This window comes from Marinobacter halophilus (genome assembly GCF_003007685.1).
GTDB lineage: Bacteria > Pseudomonadota > Gammaproteobacteria > Pseudomonadales > Oleiphilaceae > Marinobacter > Marinobacter halophilus.
On the sequence record NZ_PXNN01000017.1, the window covers coordinates 453,165 to 470,480 of the forward strand.

Consider the following 17,316-nt stretch of genomic DNA (forward strand, 5'->3'; position numbering starts at 1 on the left):
AAACCAGACTGTCTGTGGCGCATTTCCGGCCAGTCTCGAGAGTTCACTTCAAAAAACCTCCGCAAACTATCCGGTTTTGGCCACAATTCCACACATTTGCCCCTGTTGCCCCGGGCCATCCCTCCGCTAGAATAGAACGCTTCCGATCACCGGAACCCGTTTCCGACCGTTTGTTAAGGACGCCAGTAACCCATGCAGAACTACTTCAAATCCGCCAAGCTCGACAACGTATGTTATGAAATTCGTGGCGTGGTTCTGCGTGAGGCCCGTCGCCTGGAAGAAGAAGGCCATCGGGTATTGAAACTGAACATCGGCAATCCGGCGGCCTTTGAACTGGACGTTCCGGAGGAAATTCAGCAAGACGTCATCTATAACATGCATCAGGCCCAGGGCTACGTTGAATCCAAGGGACTGTTCTCGGCCCGTAAGGCAGTGATGCACTATTGCCAGCAACGCGGCATCGCTAAAGTCGACATTGACGACATTTTCCTTGGCAACGGTGTCAGCGAACTGATCGTGATGTCTATGCAGGCGATGCTGAACACCGGTGACGAAGTGCTCATTCCAGCGCCGGATTACCCGCTGTGGACAGCTGCCGTCACCTTGTCGAGCGGTAAACCGGTGCATTACCGCTGCGATGAGCAGCAGAACTGGTTCCCGGACATCGACGACATCAAAAAGAAGATCACCGGTCGCACCCGGGCCATTGTACTGATCAACCCCAACAACCCGACCGGGGCGGTCTATTCAGTAGAGCTTCTACACCAGGTTATCGAGCTGGCCAGGCAACATAACCTGATGATCCTGTCGGATGAAATCTACGACAAGATTCTGTACGACGGCACCCAGCACACCTCCACGGCCTCGCTCGCTGATGACGTATTATTTTTTACCTACAACGGCTTGTCCAAAAACTACCGGGCGGCGGGTTATCGTTCAGGCTGGATGATTATCAGTGGCGCCAAGCACCGTGCCAGAGACCTGATCGAAGGCATCGAGATGCTCTCCAACATGCGCCTGTGCGCCAACGTACCAGCGCAACTGGCGATTCAGACATCACTTGGTGGCTATCAGTCCATTAACGACCTCGTGGCGCCCGGTGGCCGTTTGTTCGAGCAGCGAGAAACCGCCTGGCGGATGCTCAACGACATTCCCGGGGTCAGTTGCGTAAAACCTCAGGGCGCCCTGTATCTGTTCCCAAGGCTCGACCCGAAACACTTTCCCGTGGTCAACGACGAAAAACTGGTGCTGGACCTGTTGTTGCAGGAAAAAATCCTGCTGGTACAGGGTTCCGCCTTTAACATTGACGACAAACAGCATCTTCGGGTGGTGTTCCTGCCCCGGGAAGATACCCTCGCCGACGCCATGACCCGTCTCGGCAACTTCCTCGAGCATTACCGCCAGTAACCGGAGCAGATATGGCCGATATCCACGTCGAAGAGTTTTACAAGGACGTTGCGATCGCACTAATTCAGCTGTATTCCGCCTTCCCGAGACGGATCAACCTGTTTGTCGAAGACATAGCCGGGCCGGATGAGACTGACGAATTCGGCCTGCACAGCAAGCGCCACATGGCGTGTTTTGGCACCCTGCTGTGGCTGTCCGAAGAAGGTCTGCTGCGTCATGTCGACACCATCCGCCAGGAAGCGCTGGATCAGGCCGTACTGACCCGTGATGCCTTTGTCCGGCTCAGCGCGCCCGCACCGATGGCACTGGTCAGAGAGTTGAGTGAACCGCTGTCCGAGCCGGGCCTGCCGCTGTCGGTACAGAACGATCTGTCCACCTACGTCTATCTTCTACGATCGGCTCTCAGGAGCGGCAGCTCGAGCAGAATCAGCCTTGCGGTGCAGTCCACGTTCTTCACCGATACCGGCTTTGGCAGCGTTCATTAAATCAAAGTAAATCTCTTGAAGCGGTGAACCCGCACCACCATTATCGGTCTGAAAAGCGAACGTTAACTCGGGAATAAACTATGCGGATATTGTTGTTTCTGGCCACCAACCTGGCCGTTATTCTGGTCGCAAGTTTTACTTTGCGCTTGCTCGGCGTCGATAGCTATTTGGCCCAACAGGGCATTAACTATGGGTCGCTACTCGCCTTCGCCGCGGTGTTTGGCTTTGCTGGCGCGATTATCTCTCTACTGATCTCCAAACCCATGGCCAAGTGGAGCACCAAAGCCCGAGTAATTGATTCGCCAAGAACGCCCGCCGAACGCTGGCTGGTTGATACCGTTGCCGTACTGGCAAAGCAGGCCGGGATCGGTATGCCGGAAGTGGCCATCTTTCCCGCCTCCCAGTCCAACGCGTTTGCCACCGGCTGGAACAAGAACAACTCGCTGGTTGCGGTCAGTGAGGGGCTGCTGCACCGCTTCAACAAGGATGAGATCAAGGCAGTACTCGGCCACGAGATCGGCCACGTGGCAAACGGCGACATGATCACTCTGGCGCTGATTCAGGGCGTGGTGAACACCTTTGTGATTTTCGCATCACGGGTGATCGGCTCGTTCGTGGATCGGGTGGTATTCAAGAATGAAAGCGGCCACGGTATCGCTTTTTTCGTGGTCAGTATCGTCGCTGAAATAGTGCTCGGCATTCTGGCCAGCACTATTGTGTTCTGGTTCTCTCGGCGCCGTGAATTCCGGGCCGACATTGCTGGCGCCCAGCTGGCGGGTACCGGCGCCATGATCAGTGCTCTGGCGCGTCTGAAGCAGGAAAGCGAGGTGCCCGACCAGATGCCTGACACGCTTCAGGCGTTTGGCATCAACCGCGGCGCCCGCTCGGGTCTGTCAGCATTGTTTATGACCCATCCGCCACTGGAAGACCGGATCGCAGCCTTGCAGAACGCCAGGGTCTGATGCCGCGACTCATCACGTTCAAATACTGAAAAGGGGCGCACGCAGCGCCCCTTTTCTCGTTTTAAAACCCGGCCCCACTCAGATCTTCAACTTGAAGCCCATGGCCCGGAAGCTGTCCTGAAGCGACTTACTGGTGCCTTTGAGCTGAATCTTCAAGCTGGAACACTCTCTACGCACCGGGTAATCACGCCGAAGCCTATCGAATTCTGCCGCCCGCTCAGTGGAGTTACCTTGCAGGGTCAACCGGAGCCGTGCATCGTCTCGCCTGGGATCGTAGCAGGCAAGGAGTGCGGTACGAACTGCCACATCTTCTTCGGCAGCGCTGGTGAAGGAGATTTTACTCAACGCCGGCTCTGGCAGGAACTGCCCGGCTTTCTTGCGCACCGGCAGCCCCATAAACTGACACATGGCCTGATAGACCATCTCAGTGCCCTGCATCTTGCCTTCCAGGCTATACCCGGCAATGTGCGGTGTCGCCAGCCACGTTTTCTCGACCAGTCCCGGATTGATAGCGGGCTCCTGCTCCCAAACGTCCAACGCGACCAGCGGCGCATCCGGCTGCTCCAGGCGGTGCAGCAACGCGGTCGAATCAATTACTTCACCCCGACCCGAATTGATCAACAGCTGATCGGCGCCTATCGTCGCCAGATGTTGCTCTGACAACAGGTGATGGGTGGCGTGGGGCTGATTCCGAGTGAGTGGCGTGTGCAACGTGACCACATCACAGTCCAGAGCATCTTCCAGGCTGACAAAGGTCTGATCCAGATCAGCCTCACGCTCTTCCCGCGGCGGATCGCACAGGTGCACTTTAAAGCCGAGACGATCAAGCACCTGGGCCAGTTCGCCGCCGACATTGCCAACGCCGACAATGCCAACGCTCAGGGCCGTCCAGTCATCGAGGCCTCGGCGCTCGGCAAATAACGAAATCACCGACAACACATATTCGGTCACGCTGCTGGCATTGCAGCCTGGCGCGGCGGCAAAGCGAATGCCCTGAGCCTTGAGCCAAGCAAGATCGATATGATCCGTACCGATGGTCGCTGTCCCGACAAAACGGACACGGCTACCTTCAAGCAGTTCACGGTTAACCCGGGTAACCGAGCGAACCAACAGAATATCCGCATCGGCCACCTGCTCACGGGTGAGCGTTCTGCCGGTGACACGACGGATTTCGCCAACCTCCCCGAAGAAGGCATCCAATAAGGGAATATTCTCATCTGCAACGATCAACATAACCTGCTCTCCAGCCGCTCTATCAATTGCGCCTAGGGCGTTGACCACGGCCAGCCGGGCTGCGGCCACTTTGCGGCCGGCGACCACCGCGCTTGCGGGTAATCGGTGCATTATCCATCGGAGCCATCAGCTCTTCTTCCGGGATTCCCGTCTTGAGCTTTTGGCTGATATAGGATTCGATTGCCGGCAACAAAAAGGAATCGTCCTCACCGGCAAAGCTTACCGACACGCCAGTCTCGCCCGCCCGACCGGTTCGACCGATCCGGTGCACGTAGTCTTCTGCGTTCTCGGGCAAATTGTAGTTGAACACGTGGGTAACACCGTTGACGTGGATACCCCGACCGGCGACGTCGGTTGCCACCAGCACCTGAATCTCACCTTTCTTGAATTGATCCAGAGTTTTCAGACGCTTGTTCTGCGCGATTTCGCCAGACATCAGAGACACTTTCACGCCCTGGTTTTTCAAATCTTCTTCCAGATCCCGGCATTGGTCCCGCCGGTTGGCAAACACAATCGCCTTTTCCACCTCAGGGCGCTTGAGGTAATTGACCAGCACCGGCAGCTTGGCATCGTCTGACACCAGGTACACGGTTTGCTCGACTCGCTCCGCGGTTTTCTGCTCTGGTTCAATTTCCACAAACTCGGCGTTACAGGTCCACATGGACGCCAGATTCAGCACGTCCTGATTGAAAGTGGCGCTGAACAGCAGAGTCTGGCGCTCTTCTTTCACTGTACATTTGCGGATGATGCGTTTGACGTCCGGAATGAAACCCATGTCGAGCATGCGATCAGCTTCATCAAGAATCAGGATGTCGATCTGATCCAGGAACACGTCCTGAGATCCCAGAAAATCAATCAGACGGCCCGGCGTTGCTACCAGGATGTCGACAACCTCGTTCTGGAGTTGCTCACGCTGCTGGTCGTAATTCATACCGCCCACCACCGTCACTACGTTATGGCCAGTGTATTGGCAAAGCTGTTCCGCGTCTTTGGCGATCTGCATGGCCAGCTCGCGGGTCGGCGCCAGGGCCAGTACACGGGGCTCGGAGGCAAACCGATCTTTCTCATCGATTGGCGTCTCCAGTAATGTCTGGATAGCCGTGATCAGGAAGGCGGCAGTTTTGCCCGTACCAGTCTGTGCCTGACCGATCAGGTCTTCGCAGGCCAGAGTCCAGGGCAAAGTTTCTGCCTGAATGGGCGTACAGTATTCAAATCCGATTTTGGAGATGGCATCCAGCAGGCGTTGGTCCAGATTGAGATCACTGAATCGTAAATCGCCGGCGTGCTTTGGGTCAGATGTCATAGAGGTTCAGTTATCCTTGATTGGTCATATTCGGGATCCGCCTGCAATACACGTGTCCGGTCTTGATACCAGACATCCCGAATGCGATCGGCGGTTCCGTAGAAAGTTGTCAGTAAATCGAAAAATTGCTGGGCCCTGGGCGGCAGGCCTATGGCCAGAAAACGGGCACTCAGATCGCAAACCTGGCGACGGAAAGACTCTTCATCGGCCGCCCCACTGCCCGCGAGATTGTCCACACTGATGTGAAATCGTGAGCCTGCGGCAAGGGAAAAAAGCCATTCAATCGCCTGAGGTTTGACTTCCACTTGCTCAAAAGCGTGCTGCTGTTCAAGGCTTCGGCCATCCGGACAATACCAGTATCCGTAGTCGTGCAGTGTGCGCCGCTGCTCACCCGCTATGCACCAGTGGGCTATTTCATGGAGGGCGCTGGCATAGAATCCGTGGGCAAAAACAATCTTGGCGACGCCATCGGGCTCGCTGACAGGCAGATATTCCGGTTCGCTATTGCCCCTGACCAGGATTGTCCGAAACGATTCCCGGAACAGGTCATTGAACAGCATGATAAGATCGTCTGGATTGTGATTCATCGGTTGGCTATTGTGCGACTTTAAGGCTGGCAATACCAGAGGGAACTTTGCTGCGGCTTCTGTGTCCACAGGCAGCGTAGTCACTCAGGAGTTAACCAGAGACTCCGTCTTAATTCTGCAACTCAGGATAACGAAGGATTCATGACAGCTTTCCCGGACTTCCCCGTTTTATTCCGTCGACTGTTCATCAATACTCTGGTCTTCATGGCGCTGCTGATTGCCATGACACCTGCCCCTGCCTCCGCTTTTGGCAGCTCTGGAAGCTCATTTTTCGGAAGTGGGAACAGCGATTTTCTGCCCGTTGATGAAGCGCTGCCGTTCAGCCACCGCACAGAAGACAACGGTGCCGTAGTGTTGTCCTGGGATATTGCGCCAGAACACTATCTTTATAAAAGCCGGATACAGGTCTCTGCAGTGACCGAGGGCGTTACTCTCGGAGACCCTGAGTTCTCATTGCCGGGCACGCTGACCGAAGACGAATTCTTCGGTGAAATGATGGTGTTTTTTGAACCCGTCGAAGCCCGAGTCGCCGTCAATCTGCCCGACGGTGTTCGGGAAGCGGAATTGCAAGTCAGCTATCAGGGCTGCGCAAACGCCGGCCTGTGCTACCCACCCCAGACCCAGAACGTACTGTATTACCCCGGTCAGGGTCAGGGTCAGAGCGCCTCACCACCCGCAACGGAAAGCGGCAATACAAGCGCCAGCACACCGGCGTCGTCAACCAATACGTCGACCGCCACAGGATTGGCCGGCTTCCTGTCCAGCCAATCGATCTGGATGATTGCTGGCCTGTTCTTTCTGCTCGGCCTGGGATTGACATTCACCCCCTGCGTGTTACCGATGGTGCCGATCATTTCCACCATGGTATCCGGCCATAACACCCGTTCTACCGGGCACGCACTGCTACTTTCCGGGAGCTACGTGCTGGGGATGGCGCTCACCTACGCCGCCGCGGGCGTGCTGACCGGCCTGCTTGGGGCTAGCTTCAACCTTCAGGCGCAACTTCAGTCGCCCTGGGTGCTGGGCGTCTTCGCCACCCTGTTCGTACTGTTCGCGTTGTCCATGTTTGATCTGTTCGAGATCCAGTTGCCGCGGTTCATCCGCGAATCCCTCAATGATGCCAGCCAGAAGCTGACCGGTACCCGTGTTGTCAGCATTTTCGGCATTGGCTCGTTGTCTGCGCTAATTGTGTCCCCGTGCGTGTCGGCGCCTCTGGCAGGCAGCCTACTGTACATTTCCACCACCCAGGATGCCGTGATTGGCGGGGTCGCCCTGCTGGCGCTGGGTCTGGGCATGGGGGTTCCGTTGATGCTGGTTGCCGTGGGCGGCCGCAAACTGTTACCGACCTCAGGGCACTGGATGACCACCGTCAAACACTTCTACGGGGTGATGCTGCTAGCCGTGGCTATCTGGCTACTCGAGCGGATCATTCCGGTCTGGGTCGCGCTGACCCTATGGGGGCTTCTGATCGCCATTGCCGGTGTTCAGCTCGGAGCGTTTGACGTTGCCAAAGCCGGCTGGCAACGAACCCGTAAGGGGCTGGGCCTGGTAATGTTCGCCTATGGTCTGGCGCTTTTGGCCGGCGCCGTCAGTGGTGCCAACGATCCGCTGCGCCCGCTGGCACCCTTTATTGCCTCGGCCAGCTCAACACAGGGCGGCGCCCCCGCCCACGCAGATTTTCAGAAAGTGAAAGACCCCGAGCAGATTCGCGCCATGCTGGCTCAGGCTAAGGCCAGTCAGCAGCCGGTAATGCTCGACTTCTACGCAGACTGGTGTATTTCCTGTAAAATCATGGAGCGAAATGTATTCAGCGACCAGGACGTAATTCAAGCTCTTGGGCCCTACACTCTCCTGCAAATAGATATGACCGACAACACACCGGCACAGCAGGCGCTTTTGAATGATCTGGGATTGTTCGGACCGCCTGCCATTCTGTTTTATCGGGATAACGGTGCAGAGCTTAAGGAGGCCAGAGTTCTGGGTGAAATGAACCGGCGCCAGTTTCTGGATCATCTCGGCAAGGTCGCTCAGGAAAGCTGAGCTTCATGTTTAGCTTTCACAACGACGGATCAGATAATGGTATTCGCCATCGAGCTCTTGCTGACTAAGCAGCTCATGGCCCAGGAACTGGCAGAAACGAGGGATATCCCGGGTGGTTGACGGGTCGGTTGCGATTACTCGCAGCACTTCGCCCACCTGCACGTCATGAATGCGGTTGTGCAGCATCATGACAGGCTCCGGGCAGAACAGCCCCCGGGTATCCAATTCTGCGTTGAAATCCAAAGCTGTCAAAACAGCACCCTCCAGTTCTCGTGATTTACAGATTCCAGTGCTAAATTATTGTTTACAGCAACGAAAAGAAAGGACGAATTGCATGATCCGGGTTTTAATTGAACGCCACATCGCAGAATCACTGGAATCCGCTTACGAGGAAAGATCCAGAAAGGTACTGCAACAGGCCGTCGCCACACCAGGTTTTGTTTCCGGCGAAACACTGGTCGACAGCCACGACTCGAACCACCGATTTACCCTGGCCAATTGGCGGTCAGAGGCCGACTGGAATCGCTGGCTGCACTCCCGTGAACGACGTGAGTTGATGGCCGAACTGGTCCCGATGATGGACCGGGACGAGATCATCACTGTGCTCGAGCAGAGCCAGGCCGGCTGAGCCAGCGGGCTCAGTCCAACCGCTCGATAAAACAGGTGATTTCTTCACGATCATGATAGAGATGGCGGGCCTTTAACCGGCAATTGAGGCCCGCCTCTTCCAGCCCATCAATCAGCAGTTCCCTACACATCAGCCACTCGTCATAGCGTTTCTTCATGGGCAGCTTCAGGTTAAACACCGCATAACGGCAGAGCTTGCCGGCCATCCAGTCCACGACTAACCGAGCCGTCCGGCGAGGCTTGTCGACAATATCACAAACCATCCAGTCAACCGCGCGCTTCGGCCGCCAGGCATAACCGTCTGCCTCGACATGCTCAACGTGGCCACTCGCCATCAATTCCGGTTGCATCGGCCCGTTATCAACCGCTGTCACCATCATGCCCTGGTTGACCAACTGCCACGTCCAGCCACCCGGAGCAGCACCCAGGTCAACGGCTTTCTTGCCACCACCCAAGTAATCCAGCCAGCGCTCCTTGGGCAAAAACACCTTCCATGCCTCTTCAAGCTTTAACGCCGACCGGCTTGGGGCGGAAGCTGATAGCCTGAGCCGGGGCACCCCTCCCTCAAAGGGTGATCGATTGCCGGCCAGACTGAAACCGATCACCGCACTCTCGAAATCCATCAACAGAATTTCGAGCCGGGCGCTGGCATCGGCGCTGGCGTCGTCCCGAAGCTGTCCGGCACCACGTAAACCTTTTGAGAGCGGAGCCATCCACTTCCTGGAAAAGTTTCCCAGATCACGGTTATTGTTGTTTTCCGGCAGCCGCACCTCAATGCGAGCACAGCGATTACCATCCCAGCCCTGATTCCGCAGAAAATCCACCACGGCGCCGACCCGATTCTGCGCCGGCAACTGGCAGTCGCCCAGAATGGCAAACCAGTCCCGGACAAACACGAGCTCATCCAGAGAGAGGCGCCTCATCAGCTGCTCAGGGCTTTCCTCGCTCCCTATTGAAAACCGCACCAGACCGCTGTTGCGGACTGGCTGAAAATAGCCAAACATTCCCAAGGCGGCGGCCTTATCGGTCACTTCCTGGCCCGCCTCGGTTTCGAAGCCGGGCCGGCATATCAGCAGTACCTGTTGCATTAATCACCTGTTTGCACCAACAATCGTCAGTAAACGGACACACTGACGAACAAGAAACTTGAATCTGTTTAACAGCAGTATTTGTTTACATTAGCTACACTTCCGCCTTCATTCTCAGCGAGACCGTGTTGATGACGCTCCGATCCTTTGCCCTGCGGTTGCTTGGCGTGCTGGCGTTCGCCGGCATCTTGCCCGGCCAAAGCGCGGCGTCGGAGCTCTGCCCGGCCCTTGATACCGCAAGCCCGGGTGCCCGCCAGGCCATCACCGATCACCTGTGCTTTTACACCGCCCGCCCGGGCGAACCTGCTCACCAGGCAGTCTCCCCGGAAGAGCTGCAGGCGGATCTGCCCTGGCAGCCAGCCAATGGACACGATCTGGTTTTCAGCCATACCGATTCCGTGTACTGGGTGCAGTTACGGGTACGCAACACCGGCGATCACCAAGGTCTCTGGTACCTGAAACTAAACTATCCGCTGCTGGATGAAGTTACGTTCTGGCAGGAACACGAGCACCCGGGGGCGCACGGTCGCCCGACAGAAGCGGCAACGCCCCTGGTGACAGGCGACCTGTACCCGTTTGCCACGCGGGGTATAGATTACCGGTATTTTTTGCTCCCGGTCACCCTTGACGCCTCCGAAAGCCGAATCATTACCATAAGGGTCCAGAGCAGCGGCGCCCTGAATGTGCCCCTGGCGTTGATGACACCCGGCGAGGTAATTGCCGAAAGCAATCACTTGACGCTGATTCATGGCCTGTTCTACGGCGCGCTGTTAATCCTGGCCATGTTCAACCTGCTATTATTTTTAAGCTCAGGCACCCGATATTACTTTTACAACGCTTTTTACATCGGCTCTATGGCGATGTTTCTGTTTGCCATGGGCGGTTTTGCCAACCAGTATTTCTGGCCAGAGAGCACTGACCTTGCCAACTCTTCCATCCCGCTGACCCTGGCTCTCTGTGCACTGGCAATGGCCCTGTTTGGCCGGTCGTTCCTGGAGGTGCGCACAAAAACCATCTCCGAATCCGTGTTGCGAGGGCTGGCGTGGTCTACGGCAGGTTTTCTAGCGCTGACGTTTTTACTGCCGTACAGCAAGTCCATCCTGCTCAATACTGTGATGGCTTTGACCGTCATCGTCAGTCTGTCGGTGATTGCAACTGCCCGATGGCGACAGGGGTATCAGCCAGCGGCCTGGTATCTCGCTGCCTGGATAGTCACGGTGGTTGGCGCTCTGGCTTATGCCATGGCCGCCTTTGGGTATCTGGGTGACTACCTGGCCCGCGAAGTCATGATGCAGGCCGCTATCGGGGGCCAGGTCATTCTGTTGAACTACGCGCTGGTGCAGCGATGGCGCCTGCTAAACCAGAAGCTGCTGGACGTCGAGCATCAGGCACGCACCGAACTCGAACTGAAAGTGCATGAGCGCACTGCCCAGCTCAGGAACACCATGCGGGAACTCGAGCAGGCCAACCAGAAACTGGCCACACTCAGCGTAAAGGATGCCCTGACCGGGCTTCATAATCGCCGGCACATGGACAGCATTCTGCCGGAGATGTGCCTGGAGGCTCGCAGAACCCGCCAACCCATGACACTCGCCCTGGTGGATGCCGATCATTTCAAGCGTATCAACGACACTTGGGGCCATGATTTTGGTGATCAATGCCTCAAGTCCATTGCCGATTGCCTGAACCAGCAGGTCAGACGCCCTCGGGATGTGGCGATTCGTTTTGGCGGAGAGGAGTTCGCGCTTCTACTACCTGGCACCGAAAGCGATGGCGCCTTGCAACTGTGCCAGAACATCCTTGATACCATCAGGAGTTCCGAGATTCGCACACCCGACGGAGACATTACCCAGTTAACCGTCAGCGCGGGGATTGCGGAATTCAATGCAGAAGAACAGCCGGAGAACCTCTTTCGAAGAGCCGATAAGGCCCTGTATCAATCTAAAGATGCCGGCCGCGATACCGTCACGCTGGCTCAACCGGAACTGTCGGAAGAGGGCGTCAGAACATCATCCAGAAACTGACGCGATTCCAGTGCCGAACGCTCGATCAGATCCGCTTGTTTCTCGGACTGTTTAACCAGAGTCTGAAAATCGTGATTGCCGCCAACGAGCCAACACCAACGGGAAACGCCTGCAATGTCCTCCCGGCATTGTATCTCGTCGGGCTTACCAAAAGGGTCACGGGTACCTTGCACTATCATTAGCGGGCAACCAACAGACGACAAATGATCAATTCGCCATCGGTCGGGCTTGCCTGGCGGGTGAAAGGGATAGCCAAAGCAGATCACCGCGGCAAGCTCTTCTGCATCTTCACTGGCAAGCATCGAAGCAACCCGCCCGCCCATGGATTTCCCCGCCACAATTATTCTGCAATCCGGCGAAGTTTCCTGTCGTACACGGCCTACCTCCTCCCGAAACGATTTGAGCAACGCCGGCATCCTGTCAGGTGGCCGCTTCTTGCCGTCTTGCCTGCGACGGCTCATATAAGGAAACTCAAACCGCACAGTGGCTATACCTTGTCGGTCAAGCGCTGCGGCCAGCTGCTCCATAAACGGAGAATCCATCGGAGCACCGGCTCCGTGGGCCAGCAACACGACCCTTTTGGCGGAGCAGTCATAGCTATTGGTCGTAATCCTGTTCATATCGTTCACCTCACTACTTTGAGAGAGTATAATTGTGACCTCGGATGAAACCTCCAACCCCCTTTAACCAAGCTATTATTAACAGTGCAAGTTACTGGCCAACCTGCCGATTCCGGCCAATTTGACGAATGTCAGGAGTTGACCTGAATCATTGCAAAGGCCTAATGGTTTCTCCATACTTGCCCCCGCATATTTCCCCATCCTAAACCCATTGGTAAGGCTATGAGCACAGTAAATGCAAACCTGACATACAACTACAAGGTGGTGAGACAATTCGCCATCATGACAGTGGTGTGGGGTATTGTAGGCATGGCTCTGGGTGTGCTGATTGCAGCGCAGCTGGTTTGGCCATCCCTCAACCTCGATCTGCCCTGGACCCACTTCGGTCGACTTAGACCGCTGCATACCAACGCCGTCATCTTCGGCTTTGGCGGTAGTGCCCTGTTTGCCACCGCGTATTACGTGGTTCAGCGGACCTGTCAAGCCCGGCTGTTCTCGGACGGCCTGGCGGCATTCACCTTCTGGGGCTGGCAAGCCATTATTGTGGCTGCCGCCATCACCCTGCCATTGGGCCTGACGTCTTCCAAAGAGTACGCTGAACTGGAATGGCCAATCGACATCGCCATCACCATTGTCTGGGTCGCTTACGCGCTGGTATTCTTCGGCACCATCATGAAGCGCAGCACGCCCCACATATATGTGGCTAACTGGTTCTACGGCGCATTCATTATTACCATTGCAGTTCTGCATATCGGTAACAACCTGGCGATGCCGGCAACCGCCTTCAAGTCCTACTCGGCATACGCTGGTGTCACCGACGCCATGATGCAGTGGTGGTACGGTCACAACGCCGTAGGCTTCTTCCTGACCGCCGGTTTCCTGGGCATGATGTATTACTTCGTTCCCAAACAAGCCAATCGTCCGGTTTACTCCTATCGCCTGTCCATCGTCCACTTCTGGGCCCTGATCACCACTTATGTATGGGCCGGTGGTCACCATCTGCACTACTCAGCCCTGCCTGACTGGGCGCAGACTGCAGGCATGGTCATGTCCCTGATCCTGCTGGCTCCGTCCTGGGGTGGCATGATCAACGGTATGATGACCCTCTCTGGCGCATGGCACAAACTGCGCACAGATCCGATTCTGCGCTTCCTGGTGGTGTCACTGTCTTTCTACGGCATGTCTACCTTCGAAGGTCCGATGATGTCTATAAAGACGGTGAACGCGTTGTCTCACAATACTGACTGGACCATTGGTCACGTTCACTCCGGTGCTCTGGGCTGGGTTGCCATGATCAGTATCGGTGCTATTTACCACCTGGTTCCCAAACTTTGGGGTCTGCAGGCCATGTACAGCAGCGCCATGATCAACGTGCACTTCTGGTTGGCGACCGTCGGTACGGTTCTCTACATCGTTGCGATGTGGGTCAACGGTATTATGCAGGGCCTGATGTGGCGCGCAGTCAACGAAGACGGCACGCTGACCTACAGCTTCGTCGAATCTCTCGAGGCTTCCTATCCGGGCTACTTTGTTCGCTTCATCGGCGGTGTCATCTTCCTGAGCGGCATGCTGATCATGGCGTACAACGTTTACATGACCGTACGCCAGAAAGAAGCCGCAGCGCAGGACAACGCTGCAGTTCAAGCGGCGTAAGGGGAGAGATCAGATGAGACACGAAATTGTAGAAAAGAACCTTGGCCTGATGATCGTACTGATCATCGTGGTCATCAGTGGCGGCTTCCTGGCGGAAGTAGTGCCCCTGTTTTTCCAGAAGGATGTCAATCAGCCGGTTGAGGGGCTTGAGCCTCTCGCGGCTCTCGAACTGGAAGGCCGGGACATCTACATTCGCGAAGGCTGCCACGTGTGTCACACGCAGCAAATCCGGCCTTTCCGGGCGGAAACCGAGCGTTACGGCCACTACTCCGTTGCGGGCGAGTTCGTTTATGACCGTCCGTTCCTGTGGGGCTCCAAACGCACCGGTCCTGACCTGGCCCGCGTTGGCGGTCGTTACTCCGATGCCTGGCAGCGCCAGCACCTGTACGATCCTCGCAGCGTCGTACCCGAGTCCAACATGCCAGCATTCCCCTGGTTGTTTGAGGACCGCGTAAGCCACAACAGTATTGAAGCCCGCATGAAAGCACTGCAAACACTCGGCGTTCCCTACACCGACGAGCAAGTTGCCAGTGCCGCCTCAGATATCGAGGGTAAGTTTGAAATCGAAGCACTTGTCGCATACCTGCAGCAGCTGGGTACTGTGATTTCGGATAGGCGGTAATCCCATGGATATTTACGAGTTACGCGGCGTTCACTCACTTGTGATCATGGCGGTTTTTCTCGGAATCGTCTGGTGGGCATTCAGTGCCCACCGCAAGAAAGCCAACGAAGAGGCATCTCAGCTGCCCTTCTCAGACGATGACGATGAAGTAGCAAAGCGTACTCTCGAACAGGACAAAACGGAGAAGAAACAATGAGTACCTTCTGGAGCATCTGGATCAGTGTGATCGTGCTCGGTACCATCTTCGGCTGTGTCTGGCTCCTCTGGGCCACTCGCAAGAGCCAAACGACGGACACCGAAACCGACCGTACTATGGGCCATTCTTTTGATGGCATTGAAGAATATGATAATCCACTGCCTAAGTGGTGGTTTTACATGTTCCTCGCGACCTGCGTATTCGGGCTGGGCTATCTGGCACTTTACCCAGGCCTGGGCAACTTCCAGGGCTTGCTGGGCTGGACCTCGACCAATCAGTGGGAAGCCGAGGTAGCAGACGCTGATGAAAAATTTGGCGAAATCTACGCACAGTTCGGCAGCACACCTGTTCCGGAACTGGCACAAAACGGCGATGCCATGAAAATCGGTCAGCGCCTGTATGCCAACAACTGCTCTGTTTGTCACGGCACCGCAGCTCGCGGCCAGGTCGGCTTCCCCAACCTGACCGATGATGACTGGTTGTGGGGCGGTGAGCCGGATCAGATTTTGCACAGCCTGGTAAAAGGTCGTCAGGGCAATATGCCGGCTAAAGGCGTCATGCCCAATATGACCGCTCAACAGGTTGATCAGGTGGTTAACTTTGTTCTGAGCTACAGCGATCGTGAACGTGACGCTCAGGCCGCAGAAGCCGGCGCCCAGGTGTTCGCCCAGGCTTGCGCTGCCTGTCACGGCGCTGACGGTAAAGGTATGACGGCTATGGGCGCGCCCAACCTGACCGATAACATCTGGCTGTACGGCTCTACCTACGAGTGGATTCGTGAGACGGTCGAGCATGGTCGTCAAAACGAAATGCCCGCTCAGGAAGGTCGCCTGACCAGCGATCAGATCCAGATCCTGGCTGCCTACGTGTATAGCTTGTCAAACTGAGTCAGACCGGCCGGGAACGATTTCCGGCCACGTCTTCTCAACCCTGCATCTGCGCCTTGCGGGTGCAGGCTTGAGAAGATCAGCAGACCCTCCGAGGCCCGCTCCCAGTATTATCACCTTTCGGGAGATACAGATGAGCAATGACATTCCGGTCAAGCAGATTGACCCCTCCTCCGAGCCCTCCAATAACAAAAGCAAGCCGGAAACAGTAGACCTTTACGCAAGCCGCGAGAAGATCTATGTCAAAGAAGTCAAAGGCTTTTTCCAGAAGATCCGCAATGTCAGTCTGACGTTGCTCATGGGCATGTATTTTCTGTTCGTGTGGCTGACCCTGGATGGCCAACCGCTGATCCACTTTGATTTACCGGCGCGTGAATTCCACCTGTACGGGGTCACCTTTTTTCCGAAAGACTTCTTCCTGCTCTCGGGCATGCTGATTATTTCTGCCTTTGGTCTGTTCTTTATTACCACTTTGTTCGGACGAGTCTGGTGTGGCTACACCTGCCCGCAAACGGTGTGGACCTTTATCTTCATGTGGATCGAGGAAAAGGTAGAAGGCAGCCGCAATAAGCGGATAAAGCTGGACAAGGCGCCCAACTCTTCAGAGAAAGTCATAAAAAAAACCATCAAACACGGCTTATGGTTGTTTCTGGCATTGGCCACCGGCCTGACATTTGTGGGTTACTTCTATCCTATCCGGGAATTGATTGTTGATATCTTCATTCTCGATGCCAACGGCTGGGCCTATTTCTGGGTTGGATTCTTTACCATCGCCACGTATCTGAATGCCGGCTGGATGCGCGAGCAGGTGTGCCTGTACATGTGCCCATACGCTCGCTTCCAGTCCGTGATGTTCGATCCAAACACCAAGATAGTGTCTTACGACCCAAACCGGGGTGAGCCCCGTGGAGGGCGTAAAAAGTCGGTTGATCCAGCAGAAGCCGGCCTTGGTGACTGCATTGATTGCGGTCTTTGCGTGCAGGTCTGCCCCACCGGCATCGATATTCGCGATGGCCTCCAGTACGAGTGCATCGGCTGCGCATTGTGTATTGACGCCTGCGATGACGTCATGGAAAAAATGAACTATCCCAAGGGCCTGATCCGATACACCACTGAAAATGAGCTGGAGGGCAAACCGTCCAAACTGCTGCGACCACGAACTTTTGGCTACGGCGCAGTACTTGCACTGATGATTGGTGCCATCATTTTTACGATTGCAACACGTGTGCCCGCTCAACTGGACATCTTGCGTGACCGGGGCGCCCTGTTCAGCTTCAACGGCGAAGGCCGGGTGGAAAATTCTTATACCGTCAAGATTCAGAACATGTCAGAAATACCTCATACCTTTAACCTGGCTGTCGAGGGCATGGATGATATCCGTATTCTGACCACCACCACTGTCGTCGTTAACAGTGGCGAAAACCGCACACTGCCCACGGTCGTGGATGTTCCACCGGAATCGATCACAGATACCAACAGTACTATTCGATTCTATGCAGTTTCCAAGACAGATCCGTCTCTGTCTCTGGAAACTGAAAGCCGCTTTGTTGGTCCAAGACCCCGACAATAGTCCGGGCTTTGG

Annotated in this window: 17 protein-coding genes; 11 read left to right on the forward strand and 6 right to left on the reverse strand. The window is 55.8% G+C overall.

The window, feature by feature from the left end; all coding sequences use genetic code 11:
- The first annotated feature begins 192 nt into the window (after positions 1 to 192).
- The 3 genes from C7H08_RS15985 (at position 193) to htpX (ending at position 2,854) form a co-directional block, all read left to right on the forward strand.
- Complete coding sequence (locus tag C7H08_RS15985) at positions 193 to 1,407, forward strand: pyridoxal phosphate-dependent aminotransferase (RefSeq protein WP_106673222.1); 1,215 nt, start codon at positions 193 to 195, stop codon at positions 1,405 to 1,407.
- Between the two features lie 11 nt (positions 1,408 to 1,418).
- Positions 1,419 to 1,892 carry a hypothetical protein gene (locus C7H08_RS15990; protein ID WP_106673223.1) on the forward strand — a complete coding sequence of 158 codons (474 nt, stop codon included), beginning with the start codon at positions 1,419 to 1,421 and terminating at the stop codon, positions 1,890 to 1,892.
- A gap of 80 nt (positions 1,893 to 1,972) precedes the next feature.
- Positions 1,973 to 2,854 (forward strand): protease HtpX, encoded by an 882-nt coding sequence (gene htpX / locus C7H08_RS15995; RefSeq protein ID WP_106673224.1) that lies wholly within the window; start codon positions 1,973 to 1,975, stop codon positions 2,852 to 2,854.
- Between the two features lie 78 nt (positions 2,855 to 2,932).
- On the opposite strand, the gene pdxB is transcribed toward htpX, so the two are convergent.
- The 3 genes from pdxB to C7H08_RS16010 are packed head-to-tail and all read right to left on the reverse strand — an operon-like array spanning position 2,933 to position 5,977.
- Positions 2,933 to 4,087 (reverse strand): 4-phosphoerythronate dehydrogenase PdxB, encoded by a 1,155-nt coding sequence (pdxB, locus tag C7H08_RS16000; protein ID WP_106673225.1) that lies wholly within the window; start codon positions 4,085 to 4,087, stop codon positions 2,933 to 2,935.
- A 22-nt stretch (positions 4,088 to 4,109) separates the two neighbouring features.
- Positions 4,110 to 5,390, reverse strand: a complete 1,281-nt coding sequence (locus tag C7H08_RS16005; RefSeq protein ID WP_106673226.1) for a DEAD/DEAH box helicase — start codon at positions 5,388 to 5,390, stop codon at positions 4,110 to 4,112.
- A complete protein-coding gene (locus C7H08_RS16010; RefSeq protein WP_165793984.1) occupies positions 5,387 to 5,977 on the reverse strand; it encodes an elongation factor P hydroxylase in 591 nt (196 codons plus the stop codon). The genes C7H08_RS16005 and C7H08_RS16010 overlap by 4 nt, the downstream gene beginning before the upstream one ends.
- A 204-nt stretch (positions 5,978 to 6,181) precedes the next feature.
- Between C7H08_RS16010 and dsbD the strand changes: the two genes are divergently transcribed.
- On the forward strand, positions 6,182 to 8,017 hold the full coding sequence (dsbD, locus tag C7H08_RS16015; RefSeq protein ID WP_373284930.1) for a protein-disulfide reductase DsbD: 1,836 nt from the start codon (positions 6,182 to 6,184) through the stop codon (positions 8,015 to 8,017).
- A 9-nt stretch (positions 8,018 to 8,026) separates the two neighbouring features.
- On the opposite strand, the gene tusA is transcribed toward dsbD, so the two are convergent.
- Positions 8,027 to 8,269 carry a sulfurtransferase TusA gene (gene tusA, locus C7H08_RS16020; RefSeq protein WP_106673228.1) on the reverse strand — a complete coding sequence of 81 codons (243 nt, stop codon included), beginning with the start codon at positions 8,267 to 8,269 and terminating at the stop codon, positions 8,027 to 8,029.
- An 82-nt stretch (positions 8,270 to 8,351) separates the two neighbouring features.
- Here tusA and C7H08_RS16025 point away from each other — a divergent pair, with 82 nt between their 5' ends.
- Positions 8,352 to 8,645 (forward strand): antibiotic biosynthesis monooxygenase family protein, encoded by a 294-nt coding sequence (locus C7H08_RS16025; protein WP_106673229.1) that lies wholly within the window; start codon positions 8,352 to 8,354, stop codon positions 8,643 to 8,645.
- Between the two features lie 10 nt (positions 8,646 to 8,655).
- Here the strand turns inward: C7H08_RS16025 and rlmM are convergent, their stop codons facing one another.
- Positions 8,656 to 9,732, reverse strand: coding sequence for a 23S rRNA (cytidine(2498)-2'-O)-methyltransferase RlmM (gene rlmM, locus C7H08_RS16030; protein WP_106673230.1), 1,077 nt, complete (start codon positions 9,730 to 9,732; stop codon positions 8,656 to 8,658).
- Positions 9,733 to 9,863: 131 nt separating this feature from the next.
- Between rlmM and C7H08_RS16035 the strand changes: the two genes are divergently transcribed.
- On the forward strand, positions 9,864 to 11,756 hold the full coding sequence (locus C7H08_RS16035; RefSeq protein ID WP_106673231.1) for a sensor domain-containing diguanylate cyclase: 1,893 nt from the start codon (positions 9,864 to 9,866) through the stop codon (positions 11,754 to 11,756).
- On the opposite strand, the gene C7H08_RS16040 is transcribed toward C7H08_RS16035, so the two are convergent.
- Positions 11,708 to 12,376 (reverse strand): alpha/beta family hydrolase, encoded by a 669-nt coding sequence (locus C7H08_RS16040; RefSeq protein WP_106673232.1) that lies wholly within the window; start codon positions 12,374 to 12,376, stop codon positions 11,708 to 11,710. The two genes, C7H08_RS16035 and C7H08_RS16040, sit on opposite strands and share 49 nt — an antisense overlap.
- A 222-nt stretch (positions 12,377 to 12,598) precedes the next feature.
- Here C7H08_RS16040 and ccoN point away from each other — a divergent pair, with 222 nt between their 5' ends.
- The 5 genes from ccoN (at position 12,599) to ccoG (ending at position 17,304) form a co-directional block, all read left to right on the forward strand.
- Positions 12,599 to 14,029, forward strand: a complete 1,431-nt coding sequence (gene ccoN / locus C7H08_RS16045; protein ID WP_106673233.1) for a cytochrome-c oxidase, cbb3-type subunit I — start codon at positions 12,599 to 12,601, stop codon at positions 14,027 to 14,029.
- A 13-nt stretch (positions 14,030 to 14,042) separates the two neighbouring features.
- Positions 14,043 to 14,651, forward strand: coding sequence for a cytochrome-c oxidase, cbb3-type subunit II (ccoO, locus tag C7H08_RS16050; RefSeq protein ID WP_106673234.1), 609 nt, complete (start codon positions 14,043 to 14,045; stop codon positions 14,649 to 14,651).
- Positions 14,652 to 14,655: 4 nt separating this feature from the next.
- The gene (locus C7H08_RS16055; protein ID WP_106673235.1) at positions 14,656 to 14,847 is read left to right on the forward strand and encodes a cbb3-type cytochrome oxidase subunit 3; all 192 of its coding nucleotides are present in this window, start codon (positions 14,656 to 14,658) and stop codon (positions 14,845 to 14,847) included.
- A complete protein-coding gene (gene ccoP, locus C7H08_RS16060) occupies positions 14,844 to 15,734 on the forward strand; it encodes a cytochrome-c oxidase, cbb3-type subunit III (RefSeq protein ID WP_106673236.1) in 891 nt (296 codons plus the stop codon). The genes C7H08_RS16055 and ccoP overlap by 4 nt, the downstream gene beginning before the upstream one ends.
- A 133-nt stretch (positions 15,735 to 15,867) precedes the next feature.
- Positions 15,868 to 17,304 (forward strand): cytochrome c oxidase accessory protein CcoG, encoded by a 1,437-nt coding sequence (ccoG, locus tag C7H08_RS16065; RefSeq protein ID WP_106673237.1) that lies wholly within the window; start codon positions 15,868 to 15,870, stop codon positions 17,302 to 17,304.
- Positions 17,305 to 17,316 lie beyond the last annotated feature (12 nt).